This window comes from Mycolicibacterium neoaurum, from assembly GCF_036946495.1.
Lineage (GTDB): Bacteria > Actinomycetota > Actinomycetes > Mycobacteriales > Mycobacteriaceae > Mycobacterium > Mycobacterium neoaurum_B.
Map to the genome: position 1 here is coordinate 229,953 of NZ_JAQIIX010000001.1, position 12,795 is coordinate 242,747.

The 12,795-nt window shown below is 66.8% G+C and carries 10 protein-coding genes; 8 read left to right on the plus strand and 2 right to left on the minus strand.

Features of this window, described 5'->3' with window-relative positions; translation table 11 throughout:
* Positions 1 to 177: 177 nt before the first annotated feature.
* Positions 178 to 1,815, plus strand: a complete 1,638-nt coding sequence (locus tag PGN27_RS00965) for a 2-isopropylmalate synthase (RefSeq protein ID WP_335325183.1) — start codon at positions 178 to 180, stop codon at positions 1,813 to 1,815.
* Here PGN27_RS00965 and PGN27_RS00970 read toward each other — a convergent pair.
* Entirely contained in the window at positions 1,802 to 2,266 is a 465-nt protein-coding gene (locus tag PGN27_RS00970; RefSeq protein WP_335324401.1) for a peroxiredoxin, read from the minus strand. The two genes, PGN27_RS00965 and PGN27_RS00970, sit on opposite strands and share 14 nt — an antisense overlap.
* Before the next feature lie 52 nt (positions 2,267 to 2,318).
* Between PGN27_RS00970 and PGN27_RS00975 the strand changes: the two genes are divergently transcribed.
* The 6 genes from PGN27_RS00975 to lgt all read left to right on the plus strand — a co-directional run bounded on the left by PGN27_RS00975 (position 2,319) and on the right by lgt (position 9,425).
* On the plus strand, positions 2,319 to 3,872 hold the full coding sequence (locus tag PGN27_RS00975) for an anthranilate synthase component I (protein WP_335324402.1): 1,554 nt from the start codon (positions 2,319 to 2,321) through the stop codon (positions 3,870 to 3,872).
* A complete protein-coding gene (locus tag PGN27_RS00980; RefSeq protein WP_335324403.1) occupies positions 3,869 to 4,516 on the plus strand; it encodes a TIGR02234 family membrane protein in 648 nt (215 codons plus the stop codon). The genes PGN27_RS00975 and PGN27_RS00980 overlap by 4 nt, the downstream gene beginning before the upstream one ends.
* 68 nt (positions 4,517 to 4,584) lie before the next feature.
* Positions 4,585 to 5,400, plus strand: coding sequence for an indole-3-glycerol phosphate synthase TrpC (trpC, locus tag PGN27_RS00985; RefSeq protein WP_335324404.1), 816 nt, complete (start codon positions 4,585 to 4,587; stop codon positions 5,398 to 5,400).
* Between the two features lie 40 nt (positions 5,401 to 5,440).
* The gene (trpB, locus tag PGN27_RS00990) at positions 5,441 to 6,694 is read left to right on the plus strand and encodes a tryptophan synthase subunit beta (protein WP_335324405.1); all 1,254 of its coding nucleotides are present in this window, start codon (positions 5,441 to 5,443) and stop codon (positions 6,692 to 6,694) included.
* The gene (gene trpA, locus PGN27_RS00995; protein WP_335324406.1) at positions 6,691 to 7,479 is read left to right on the plus strand and encodes a tryptophan synthase subunit alpha; all 789 of its coding nucleotides are present in this window, start codon (positions 6,691 to 6,693) and stop codon (positions 7,477 to 7,479) included. The genes trpB and trpA overlap by 4 nt, the downstream gene beginning before the upstream one ends.
* Positions 7,476 to 9,425, plus strand: a complete 1,950-nt coding sequence (lgt, locus tag PGN27_RS01000) for a prolipoprotein diacylglyceryl transferase (RefSeq protein ID WP_335324407.1) — start codon at positions 7,476 to 7,478, stop codon at positions 9,423 to 9,425. The genes trpA and lgt overlap by 4 nt, the downstream gene beginning before the upstream one ends.
* Positions 9,426 to 9,430: 5 nt before the next feature.
* On the opposite strand, the gene PGN27_RS01005 is transcribed toward lgt, so the two are convergent.
* Positions 9,431 to 11,020 carry a DUF222 domain-containing protein gene (locus PGN27_RS01005; RefSeq protein ID WP_335324408.1) on the minus strand — a complete coding sequence of 530 codons (1,590 nt, stop codon included), beginning with the start codon at positions 11,018 to 11,020 and terminating at the stop codon, positions 9,431 to 9,433.
* A gap of 349 nt (positions 11,021 to 11,369) precedes the next feature.
* On the opposite strand from PGN27_RS01005, the gene PGN27_RS01010 reads away from it, so the two are divergent.
* Entirely contained in the window at positions 11,370 to 12,788 is a 1,419-nt protein-coding gene (locus PGN27_RS01010) for a nitrate/nitrite transporter (protein WP_335324409.1), read from the plus strand.
* The last annotated feature ends 7 nt before the right edge of the window (positions 12,789 to 12,795 follow it).

The window sequence follows — 12,795 nt, forward strand, 5'->3', positions numbered from 1 at the left end:
TACTTGTCTGAGGAGTCGTGTACAGTCTAGCCATCATGATGCGCCAGCTTCTCCTTCGCCGCCTCGACAGGGTCTGACCGACCGGCCCCCTGTCGTGGGGCTTGGTCGCGCCGGTCGGAACTCAGCCCGACCGACAAGGAAACGCTCGTGAACTGGAACCGTCAACAACCCTCTCCGATGCCGTGGCACCGCTACACCGATATCTACGATCGTGTGGAAGTTCCACTGCGGCAACGCCACTGGCCCGATGCCAGACTCGTCGAAGCGCCGCTGTGGGTGCCGGTCGATCTGCGCGACGGCAATCAGGCGCTCGCCGAACCCATGGACCCCGCGCGTAAGAAGCGGTTCTTCGAACTGCTGGTCGCCATGGGGTACAAGGAAATCGAGGTGGGGTATCCGTCCGCGTCGCAGACCGATTACGACTTCGTCCGGCTCATCGCCGAATCCGATATCGCGCCGTCGGACGTCACCATCGTGGTGTTCACCCCGGCCCGGCGTGACCTCATCGAACGCACCGTGGAATCGGTGCGCGGTATCGGCAACGATGTGGTCATCCACCTGTACACCGCGACCGCCCCGACGTGGCGAACCGCCGTGCTGGGCAAGGATCGTGCCGAGCTGCGTGAGCTGATCCTCTCCGGCGGTCGCGATGTGCTCGAGCTGGCCGGCGACCACCCGGGAATCCGCTTCGAGTTCTCCCCGGAGGTGTTCAACCTGACCGAACCCGACTACGTCCTGGAGATCTGCGATGCCATGACGCAGCTGTGGTCGGCGACCCCCGATCGACCGGTGATCCTGAACCTGCCGGCCACCGTCGAGGTCGCCTCGCCCAACGTCTATGCCGATCAGATCGAATACATGCACCGCAACATCGCCCGCCGAGACAGCGTCATCCTCTCGGTGCACCCGCACAACGATCGCGGAACCGGGGTTGCCTGTGCCGAACTCGCGGTACTGGCCGGCGCGCAGCGAGTGGAGGGGTGCGTTTTCGGCAACGGCGAACGGACCGGCAATGTCGACATCGCCACGTTGGCGCTGAATCTCTACGCCCAGGGCGTCGACCCCGAGATCGACTTCTCCGATATCGACGAGATCGCCCGCACGGTCGTCCATTGCACCCGGATGCCGATACATGAGCGACATCCGTATGTGGGCGATCTGGTGCACACGGCGTTCTCCGGCACCCACCAGGACGCCATCAAGAAGGGACTGGCAGAGCATCGGGCCAGGGCCGCGGCAACCGGCCGCCCGGAAAGTGAGATCGACTGGCGCGTACCCTATCTGCCGATCGACCCGACCGATATCGGGCGTACCTATCAAGCGGTGATCCGGGTCAACTCACAATCCGGCAAGGGCGGTATCGCCTATCTGCTGCAGGCCGACCACGGGCTGGACCTGCCGCGCAGGCTGCAGATGGATTTCGCCCGCCGCGTCCAGACGCGCACCGAACAGAGCGGGGTCGAGATCGACTCCGCTGAACTGCTGGCCTTGTTCGAGGCTGCCTACCTGGGTACGGACGGTCCGGTGCAGTTGAAGGATTGGCACACCGGCGCCGACGGGACCACCGAGATCACCCTCGTCATCGACGGGTGCACGCACACCGGCGCGCACAACGGCATCGGGCCGGTCGAGGCGCTCACTCGGACGCTGGCCACCGCCGGGCGCCCCGTCGAGATCCTGAGTCTCACCCAGCAGTCGGTCGGTGCCACCGCTGTCAGCTATCTGGAGCACCGGGCCGGCTGGTCGTGTGGGCGCAGCGATTCGGTGCTCGGCGCCTCGATGGCAGCGGTTCTGCACGCGGTCAACGCGACCTGAGCACCTCGAGTGCCTTGTCGGCGTGGGTGTCCATGCTGAGCTCGCTGGAGATGACGTCGAGGATCCGGCGGTCGGTGTCGATCACGAAGGTCGTGCGCTTCACCGGCATGAACTTGCCGAGCAGGCCGCGTTTGACGCCGAATGCGGTGGCGACGGTGCCGTCGACATCGGAGAGCAGTGGGTAGTCGAAACGCTGCTGCTCGGCGAATTTGGCCTGCTTGTCGACCGGATCGGTACTGATTCCCACCCGGGAGGCGCCCACGGCGGCGAACTCACCCGCCAGGTCGCGGAAGTGACAGGCCTCCTTGGTGCATCCCGGGGTCATGGCCGCGGGGTAGAAGAACAGCACGATCGGACCGTCCGCCAGTAACGCGGTCAGGCTGCGGGGTGTGCCGGTCTGATCGGGCAGTTCGAACTCGGCCACCTGGTCGCCGATCTTCAGAAGAGTCACGGCTGCCCACGCTACGCCGGGCGCGGGTTCGGCGTCTGGGAGGATTGGCCGCGTGCAACGACCAACGCCCGCCGACACACTGGCCGTCACGACCGCGCGCGCGGACTTCCGCGACCTTGCCGCAGGCCATCGTGTGGTGCCGGTGACCCGCAAGGTGCTCGCCGACAGCGAAACCCCGCTGTCGGCCTACCGGAAGCTGGCCGCCAACCGGCCGGGCACGTTCCTGCTCGAATCCGCGGAGAACGGGCGATCCTGGTCGCGCTGGTCGTTCATCGGAGCCGGCGCACCGTCGGCGCTGACGGTGCGCGACGGCGAGGCCGTCTGGCTGGGCACCACCCCGCAGGGGGCGCCCTCGGGCGGTGACCCGCTCGCGGCGCTGCGGACGACCCTGGATCTGCTCGCCACGGCGGCGCTGCCCGGTTTGCCGCCGCTGTCCTCCGGCCTGGTCGGGTTCTTCGCCTATGACCTGGTGCGGCGGTTGGAGCGGTTACCCGAGCTGGCCACCGACGACCTCGGCTTGCCGGACATGCTGCTGCTGCTGGCCACCGATATCGCCGCCGTCGACCACCACGAGGGCACCATCACCCTGATCGCCAACGCGGTGAACTGGAACGGCACCGACGAACGCGTCGACGAGGCCTATGACGATGCGGTGCGGCGCCTCGATGTGATGACCGCCGCGCTGGCCGAGCCGCTGGGTTCCAGCGTCGCCACCTTCAGCAGGCCGGTCCCGCAGTACCGGGCGCAACGCAGCGTCGAGGAGTACACGGCCATCGTCGAGAAGCTTGTCGGCGATATCGAGGCCGGCGAGGCATTCCAGGTGGTGCCCTCGCAGCGTTTCGAGATGACCACCACCGCAGATCCACTGGATGTCTACCGGATGCTGCGCGCCACCAACCCCAGCCCGTACATGTACCTGCTCAATGTGCCCGATGCCCAAGGCGGGCTTGACTTTTCGGTGGTCGGTTCCAGTCCGGAGGCGCTCGTCACCGTCACCGACGGGAAGGCGACCACCCATCCGATCGCCGGCACCCGGTGGCGCGGGGACACCGAGGAAGAGGACCTGCTGCTGGAAAAGGAGCTGCTCGCCGACGACAAGGAACGCGCCGAGCACCTCATGCTGGTGGACCTGGGCCGCAATGACCTCGGGCGGGTGTCGGAACCGGGCACCGTGCGCGTCGAGGATTACAGCCACATCGAGCGCTACAGCCACGTGATGCACCTGGTGTCGACGGTCACCGGGCAGCTCGCGGGGGGCCGCACCGCGCTCGACGCCGTCACCGCATGCTTCCCGGCGGGCACTCTCTCCGGTGCGCCCAAGGTGCGCGCCATGGAGCTCATCGAGGAGGTCGAGCTGACTCGGCGTGGCCTTTACGGCGGGGTGCTCGGGTATCTGGACTTCGCCGGCAACGCCGATTTCGCCATCGCCATCCGGACCGCGCTCATGCGCGACGGCACCGCCTACGTCCAGGCCGGCGGGGGAGTCGTCGCCGACTCCAACGGCCCCTATGAATACAACGAGGCCACCAACAAGGCCAAGGCGGTGCTGGCGGCGGTCGCCGCCGCCGAGACGCTGCGCGAGCCGCTACAGACCGGGACGTCATGATCAGGGCCGCGCAGGGGTTGCTGGTTCTGGGCGCTCTCGCACTCTGGGTGGCCTCCCGGTTGCCGTGGGTGCAGATCAGTTCCGCCGACGGGCTTGGCCAGCCGAAGACCACGACGCTCAACGGTGCCGCGTGGTCGACCGCGCTGGTGCCGCTGGCGCTGGTGCTGCTGGCCGCCGCCGTCGTCGCACTCGCGGTGCGGGGGCGGTTGCTGCGGGCGGTGGCCGTGCTGGTGGCCGCGTGCAGTGCCGGGATCGGCTATCTGGGCGTCAGCCAGTGGGTGGTCCACGACATCTCGGTGCGCGCCGCCGGGTTGGCCGGGGTGCAGGTGGCGGATCTGGTGGGATCGCAGCGGTTCCACGCCGGAGCGGGCACCGCGCTGCTCGCGGGAGTGATCACGCTGGTCGCAGCCGTGATCTTGATGCGTTCGGCGGGTACCGGCACGTCGGCCGGGGCGCGCTACGCGGCGCCGGCAGCGCGTCGCGAGGCGGTGCGCGGTGAGGCCGCCGACGGTGCGGCGGGCATGTCGGAGCGGACCATGTGGGATGCCATCGACGAGGGGGCCGATCCCACGGTGGAAGCGGCGCCGGCACGGGTGGATGAGCACAACGAACCGGGCGGCGAACCGGACAACAAGGGTCGGTGATGGCAGGTGCAGCGATGGCGACTAACCTTCATGGGAACGCTCCGACCGATCGCAAAGGACCAAGGCCAATGACGGCGACAGTGCTCGACTCCATCATCGAAGGAGTCCGCGCCGACGTTGCCAACCGGGAAGCCGCGGTCAGCTTCGCCGATATCAAGCAGCGGGCCAAGGACGCGCGGCCGGCGCTGGATGTGATGGCGGCCCTGCGGGCGCCGGGTATCGCGGTGATCGCCGAGGTCAAGCGGGCCAGTCCGTCGCGCGGGGAGCTGGCCTCGATCGCCGATCCGGCGCAGCTGGCGACGGCCTATGAGGACGGTGGCGCCCGCATCATCAGCGTGTTGACCGAGGAACGACGTTTCCACGGATCGCTGGATGATCTGGACGCCGTCCGTGCCGCGGTGTCCATCCCGGTGCTGCGCAAGGATTTCATCGTCGGGCCGTACCAGATCCACGAGGCGCGCGCTCACGGTGCGGATATGCTGCTGCTGATCGTCGCGGCGTTGGAACAGCGGGCACTTGAGTCGATGCTCGACCGCACCGAATCGCTCGGTATGACCGCCCTTGTCGAGGTGCACACCGAGGAAGAGGCCAACCGCGCGCTCGACGCCGGGGCGACCGTCATCGGTGTCAACGCCCGTGACCTGAAGACCCTCGAGGTCGACAGGGATTGCTTCGCCCGGATCGCCCCCGGTCTGCCGACCGACGTGATCCGGATCGCCGAATCTGGTGTCCGCGGTACCGCCGATCTGCTGGCCTATGCCGGTGCGGGTGCCGATGCGGTGCTGGTCGGCGAGGGCCTGGTGACCAGCGGCGACCCGCGCGGGGCCGTATCAGAGCTGGTCACCGCGGGTGCGCACCCGTCATGCCCGAAACCTGCCCGCTGACTCAACCGATGAGCCGCGCACTCGAAGAGGCGATGTGAACATGGGCGATATCTCCGGATTGCCGAACACCAGTGCTGCACTGGCCGAACCGACCAGCCACGATCCCGACGCCAGGGGTCATTTCGGTGCCTATGGGGGCCGACTGGTACCCGAGGCGCTGATGGCCGTCATCGAGGAGGTCACCGCCGCCTATGAGAAGGCGCGCAGCGATCAGACCTTCCTCGACGAGTTGGACCGGTTGCAGCGTCATTACAGCGGACGTCCCTCGCCGATGTACGAAGCGGAGAACCTGAGCCGCCACGTCGGTGGTGCGCGGATCTTCCTGAAGCGAGAAGACCTCAACCACACCGGATCTCACAAGATCAACAACGTCCTCGGGCAGGCGCTGCTGGCCCGTCAGATGGGCAAGACCCGGGTGATCGCCGAGACCGGGGCCGGTCAGCACGGCGTCGCGACCGCGACGGCGTGTGCGCTGCTGGGGTTGGAGTGCGTCATCTACATGGGCGCGGTCGACACCGCTCGGCAGGCACTCAACGTCGCCCGGATGCGATTGCTGGGTGCGCGAGTGGTGGCGGTGGAGTCGGGTTCGGCAACGCTCAAGGACGCCATCAATGAGACCTTCCGGGACTGGGTGGCCAACGCCGACAACACCTATTACGCGTTCGGCACCGCCGCCGGACCGCACCCCTTCCCGCTCATGGTCCGCGATTTCCAGCGGATCATCGGTTTGGAGGCCCGGGTCCAGATCCAGGACCAGGCCGGCCGGTTGCCCGACGCGATCGCCGCGTGCGTGGGCGGCGGGTCCAACGCCATCGGCATCTTCCACGCCTTCATCGATGATCCGGGTGTCCGGTTGATCGGTTTCGAGGCCGCCGGTGACGGTGTGGAGACCGGTCGGCATGCGGCGACCTTCACCGGCGGTTCACCCGGCGCGTTCCAAGGATCGTTCTCCTACCTGCTGCAGGACGAGGACGGTCAGACCATCGAGTCGCACTCGATCTCCGCGGGTCTGGACTATCCGGGCGTGGGACCGGAGCACGCGCTGCTCAAGGATGTCGGTCGCGCCGAATATCGACCGATCACCGATACCGAAGCGATGGAGGCCTTTTCGCTGTTGTGTCGCACCGAGGGAATCATCCCGGCCATCGAATCGGCCCATGCGGTGGCCGGTGCGGTCAAGCTGGCCGCCGAACTCGGTCCGTCGGCGATCATCCTGGTGAACGTGTCGGGCCGCGGTGACAAGGATGTCGAGACGGCCGCCAAGTGGTTCGGATTGCTGGGGGATGACGCGTGAGCCGATTGTCGTCGGTGTTCCAGACCTGCCGTGCCGAGGGGCGTGCGGCACTGATCGGTTATCTCCCCACGGGATTTCCCGATGTGGACACCTCCATCGAAGCCATGACGGCGTTGGTCGAATCCGGTTGCGATATCGTTGAAGTCGGCGTCGCGTACTCCGATCCCGGGATGGACGGACCGACGATCGCCCGAGCCACCGAGGTGGCGCTGGCCGGCGGGGTGCGTGTGCACGATGCATTGCGGGCTGTCGAGGCGATCAGCAACGCCGGTGGTGCCGCGGTGGTGATGACCTACTGGAATCCGGTGCTGCGCAAGGGAGTCGAGACGTTTGCCCGCGATCTGGCCAGCGCAGGCGGGCTCGGGCTGATCACCCCCGACCTGATTCCCGACGAGGCCGACGACTGGATCGCGGCATCGCAGTCCAACGGCCTGGATCGCATCTTTCTCGTGGCGCCGTCCTCGACACCGGAGCGGCTGGCCGCGACCGTGCAGGCCTCGAGTGGATTCGTCTACGCCGCTTCGACGATGGGGGTCACCGGTGCGCGGGACGCGGTGTCCAACGCCGCACCGGAGCTGGTGAGTCGGGTCAAGGCCATCTCGGATATCCCGGTGGGGGTCGGGCTCGGTGTGCGCTCGGGACAGCAGGCCGCCGAGATCGCGTCCTACGCCGACGGTGTCATCGTCGGCTCGGCGCTGGTGTCGGCATTGGATGACGGTGTCGATGCGCTGCGGACGTTGACGACCGAATTGGCCGATGGCGTGCGGCAGGCGGTTCGCGCATGACGGTGACCACGCTGGCCTATATCCCCAGTCCGGATCAGGGTGTGTGGTTCATCGGCAGCGTGCCGCTGCGGGCGTACGCGCTGTGCATCATCGCCGGCATCGTCGCCGCGCTGGTGATCGGTGATCGCCGGTGGGCGGCCCGCGGTGGTGAACGCGGCGTCATCTACGACATCGCACTGTGGGCGGTGCCGTTCGGTCTGGTCGGTGGGCGGCTCTATCACGTGATGACCGACTGGCCCACCTATTTCGGTGAGGGTGGCGCCGGTCTGGTTGCTGCCTTCCGCATCTGGGACGGCGGCCTGGGGATCTGGGGCGCGGTCGCGTTGGGTGCGGTGGGCGCCTGGATCGGGTGCCGGCAGCGCGGGATCCCGTTGCCGGCGTTCGGTGATGCGATCGCACCGGGCATCATCCTGGCCCAGGCCATCGGCCGGCTCGGTAACTACTTCAATCAGGAGTTGTACGGCCGCGCGACGACCGTGCCATGGGGCCTGGAGATCTATGAACGCCGTGATGCGGCCGGCTTCCGGGACACGCTGAACGGTGTCTCGACCGGGCAGGTCATCGGCGTGGTGCACCCGACGTTCCTCTACGAACTGTTGTGGAACCTGCTGGTGTTCGCGCTGCTCATCTGGGCCGACCGACGGTTCAACCTCGGCCATGGCCGGTTGTTCGCGCTGTATGTGGCCGGGTACTGCGTCGGTAGGTTCTGTGTCGAGCTGTTGCGCAGTGATACCGCGACGTTGATCGCCGGGATCCGGATCAATTCGTTCACCTCGACGTTCGTGTTCATCGGAGCGGTGGTCTACATCATGGTCGCGCCCAAGGGACGCGAGGCGCCCGAGACGTTGGCCGGTAAACAGGCACAGCAGGTGTCGGTGGACGACTTGGATACCGCGGTGATCGCGACGACCAGTGCCGCAGGTGGTGCCACCGCTGCGGTGGCGGTGGCGGATCCGCCGGAGACGAAGGTGGCTCTCGACGAGCAGGAGACCGAGGTCGCCGAAGCGGCCGACCGTGCCGATGTCGACGAGGTGGCTGTCGAGACCGCGGTGCTCGAGATCGCCGAGCCGGACGCGGCCGTTGACGAGGTCGGGCGCGAAGAAGTCGAAGGCGAAGAGGTCGAGGGTTCTGCCATGGCAGAGGCGGCCGATGAGCTCGCGGCCGAGTCTGCCACCGAGGACACTTTCGTCGAGGACTCGGAGTCATCGGAGTCCGAAGTCGAGCAGGGCGGGCCGGAGGCCGAGCTGTTGGCGGTGACCGATGTCGAGCCCGACACTGCGGGTGAGGACGAGGTCGTCGACGAAGCTGATGGACCTGAGGGTGAGGCCGAGGCGGTCGAGACTGCTGAGGGCGAGGATGCGGAGTCCGAAGTCGAGCAGGGCGGGCCGGAGGCCGAGCTGTTGGCGGTGACCGATGTCGAGCCCGACACTGCGGGTGAGGACGAGGTCGTCGACGAAGCTGACAGAGCCGAGGCTGAGGCCGAGGCGGTCGAGACTGCTGAGGACGAGGGGCCGGAGTCCCTGGAATCCTCCGAGGCCGAGTCGGCGGAGTCTGATTCCGCCGCTGAGCCGGATGCCGTGTCTGCGGAGGACAGCGAGCCCGCCGACGACAGTGAGCCTACGACCGAGGCAGCGGCATCAGCCGATGACCCCGACGCGTTGCCGACCGGCCCGGAAGCAGAACTGCTGGCGGTCCAAGGGATCGAGCCGTCCGCTGAGTCCGAGGAATCGGTTGACGCCGAGGACGCCGAACAGTCGGAATCCGAGGACGCTGCTGATCCCGAAGGCACCGCTGAGCCCGAAGACACCGCTGAGCCCGAAGACACTGCCAAAACCGATGACAGCACCGAAACCGAAGTTGCGGCAGCGCCAAAGGACACACCTTTTTCGACAACTCCACTCGTGGCCCGCGAACCCCGCAAGAGGTTCTGGCAGCGCAGGCGCTGAGGCGCCTACGGCTCCTCGCCGGAGTCGTCCTCGCGAGGTCTGAGGAGTTCTTCGGGGTGGTGGTAGTGGTTGACGGTGTCCTGCCCCGTGTCGAGCAATGGCGGCGGATGCCAGTGCACGCGGCCGTCCGGACCGATGCTGGTGGTCCACCCGGTGTCGAACGCCAACTGATTATCGGCGGCACAACCCAATCCGAGTCCGGTGATATCGGTCTGCCCGCCTGCGCTCCAGTCTTGTTCGGCGTGCATGCCCTGGCAACCCGCACCGCTGACCGGGCAGTTGGGCATGGTGCAACCCCGGTCACGACTGATCATGACCAGCCGTTGGGCCTTGGATGCCAGGCGTTTGGAGCGGGCGAGGTAGAGCGGCTCGGCGGTGTGCTCGCGGTAGATCAGCAGGTAGTGGTGCGCATGCGCGGCGAGCCGGATGAGGTCGCGCATCGGCATCCTGGTGCCCACCGAAGTGTGCGCGATACCTGCCGCGTCGTGCAGTTCGGCCAACGTGGTGGACACCACCACCGTGACCGGTAACCCGTTGTGCTGGCCCAATTCCTTGGACATCAACGCGTTTCGAACGACCGCCTTGAGTGCATCGTGATAGCGCTGGGAGGCACCGCGGGTGTCACGAGCGGCCGCACTGCCGGGCTCGACATCCAGTGCGGCGCGGCGCCCCTGCAATTCCTCGATCGGTACCGGCGCGGGACTCGGCTCAGCCAGCGCCGCGTCCAAAGCGGTACGGCGCTGCTCGAAGGGTTCGTCCGTGGGCGCAATGGTCGGCGTATCGGGCTCACTGGGCACAGTCGGTGCCGGTGCGGGCAGACCGTCGGTATCGTCCAACGGGTTCGGTGAGGGGTTGGAAACCGGCTCTTCGTCGGCGGGATTGTTGACCCCCGGAGCGCCCCACACCTGATTCACCGTCTTGAGATAGGCGCCCAGTTCCGGATCGACCCACCCCGAGATGCGGATCAACCCGTCGGCGTCCTGGCGGCCCAAGCTGATCCCGCGCTCATGAGCAGCGATATCGGGACCATCGCCATCGGGGTTGAGCGCGCAGAGCGCGTAGTCGGCGACCTCCCGCAAGGTGCGCGGAGTGATCCCGGCCGCCGCCGCAACCAGATCCGCCTCCAGCTCCTCGCACCGGTGCCGTTCTGCGTATCGGCCCGCCCGCTCGACCGCGGTCCTGATCTCCTGCACATGATCTAGGTTGATGGTGCCCTCGGCCAATGCCGCGGCACATGCCGGTAGGGCCGGCCCCAGCAGTCGGCCGTCAAGGCTGTGGCGGGGCCCGAGATCGGCAGCGTCACGCAACCGGCGGGCGGCCTCGGCCTCAGAGATCCGCAGCCGGATGGTCAGGATCTGCGCCCACGTACGCGCACCGATGTCCTTGGGCGTGCTCTGGGCCTGCAGCGCGGCCATGATGCGGTGGTCGAGCACGGCGGTGGTGCGGGCGCGGTGCTCGCGCCGGGATTGCAGGGTCAACAGATCCGCCGGCGACAGCCGTGTGACATCGAGGGCGGCGAGTTGCGCGCATGCGGAATCGTAGGCATCGAAGGCCGCCAGCACAGCCTCTCGATCCGACACCCCATTCGCTAGCATGTTCGAAATTCTACCGACGCCCACCGACATGTGAACGCGTTATCCACAGGCCGCCCAGCTATCCACAGATTGCGAAAAGCTTATGGCGCCCAACCGCTTTGAGGTGTACAAGCAGGCAGTTCGGTACATGAACCTCGGCGGCGGCAAAGCCCGCAGAAGGCTCCCGGACACGCGGGTCGCATGTTTCCGTTTAATTTCGTCGATGCTGCGGTCGTGAAACCCCTGCCGCACCAGGGCCATCGGACTCGGTGTGAGTAGGTGTTGACAACGCCGACATGGTGGTGCAACCGGTGCGGAATGGCCGAGCAATAACTTCTGTCTCAACCGTTTCCATTGCTGGGAGGAATCCGTGCTCAACACACACCGCAAACGCGATATCGCGCTCTGGGATGCCGAAGATGTCGACGCCTGGGAATCCGGTGGGAAAGACATCGCCAAGCGCAACCTGATCTGGTCGATCTTCGCTGAGCACGTGGGCTTTTCGGTGTGGTCGATCTGGTCGGTGATGGTCTTGTTCATGCCGCAGGACGTCTTCGGCATCGACGCCGCGGGCAAGTTCTATCTGGTGGCAATGCCGACACTGGTCGGTGCGTTCATGCGCATCCCGTACACCATCGCCCCGGCCCGCTTCGGCGGCCGCAACTGGACCATCGTCAGCGCCCTGCTGTTGTTGATCCCGTTGGCGCTGACGCTGTGGGTGATGTCGCAGCCAGGCACGTCCTACACGACGTTCATGCTGGTGGCGGCATTCGCCGGTCTGGGCGGTGGCAACTTCGCCTCCTCGATGACGAACATCAATGCGTTCTACCCGCAGCGTCTCAAGGGCTGGGCGCTCGGGCTCAACGCCGGCGGCGGCAACATCGGCGTGCCGGTCATCCAGCTGATCGGCCTGCTGATCATCGCCACCGTGAGCAACACGGCGCCCTACCTGGTCTGCGCGATCTATCTGGTGCTCGTCGGCCTCGCAGCCCTCGGTGCCGCGTTCTTCATGGACAACCTCGGTAACCAGCGCTCCAATCTGGGAGCCATGGTCGAGGCGATGCGATTCAAGCACTCCTGGGTGATGAGCTTCCTGTACATCGGCACGTTCGGCTCGTTCATCGGATTCAGCTTCGCATTCGGGCAGGTGCTACAGATCAACTTCCTCGCCGGCGGTGACACTGCGGCGCAGGCATCGCTGCATGCCGCGCAGATCGCCTTCCTCGGCCCGCTGCTCGGATCGATCTCGCGTCCGATCGGCGGCAAGCTCGCCGACAAGATCGGCGGGGGAAGGATCACCCTGTACGTGTTCGTCGCCATGATCTTCGCCGCCGGGATCCTCGTCGCCGCAGGCGTTCTCGACGACAGTACGGCCGGCGCACCCACCGGCGGTCAGATGATCGCCTATGTGGCCGGGTTCATCCTGCTGTTCATCCTGTCGGGCCTGGGCAACGGCTCCACGTACAAGATGATCCCGTCGATCTTCGAAGCCAAAGCGCAGGGCCACGACGAATGGAGCCGCGAGGAGAAGGCGGCGTGGTCGCGGAGCATGTCCGGAGCCCTCATCGGGTTCGCCGGTGCGATCGGCGCACTGGGCGGAGTGTTCATCAACATCGTGCTGCGGATGTCCTATGTCAGCGACGCGAAGTCGGCGACCAATGCCTTCTGGGTCTTCCTCGGCTTCTACGTCATCTGCGCCATCGTGACCTGGGCCGTGTTCCTGCGGTTGTCCTCGTCGAAGGCCCCGGTCAGCCCGGCTGCGCTACCGGAATCGGTGGCCACCGCGTAATCGGGCC

What these genes read in the sequence shown, in the direction of transcription:
- trpB (WP_335324405.1), top strand. Translation starts at nt 5,441, where the DNA reads ATGGGCGATATCTCCGGATTGCCGAACACCAGTGCTGCACTGGCCGAA.
- PGN27_RS00980 (WP_335324403.1), top strand. Translation starts at nt 3,869, where the DNA reads ATGATCAGGGCCGCGCAGGGGTTGCTGGTTCTGGGCGCTCTCGCACTC.
- lgt (WP_335324407.1), top strand. Translation starts at nt 7,476, where the DNA reads ATGACGGTGACCACGCTGGCCTATATCCCCAGTCCGGATCAGGGTGTG.
- PGN27_RS00965 (WP_335325183.1), top strand. Translation starts at nt 178, where the DNA reads ATGCCGTGGCACCGCTACACCGATATCTACGATCGTGTGGAAGTTCCA.
- PGN27_RS01005 (WP_335324408.1), bottom strand. Translation starts at nt 11,020, where the DNA reads ATGCTAGCGAATGGGGTGTCGGATCGAGAGGCTGTGCTGGCGGCCTTC.
- trpC (WP_335324404.1), top strand. Translation starts at nt 4,585, where the DNA reads ATGACGGCGACAGTGCTCGACTCCATCATCGAAGGAGTCCGCGCCGAC.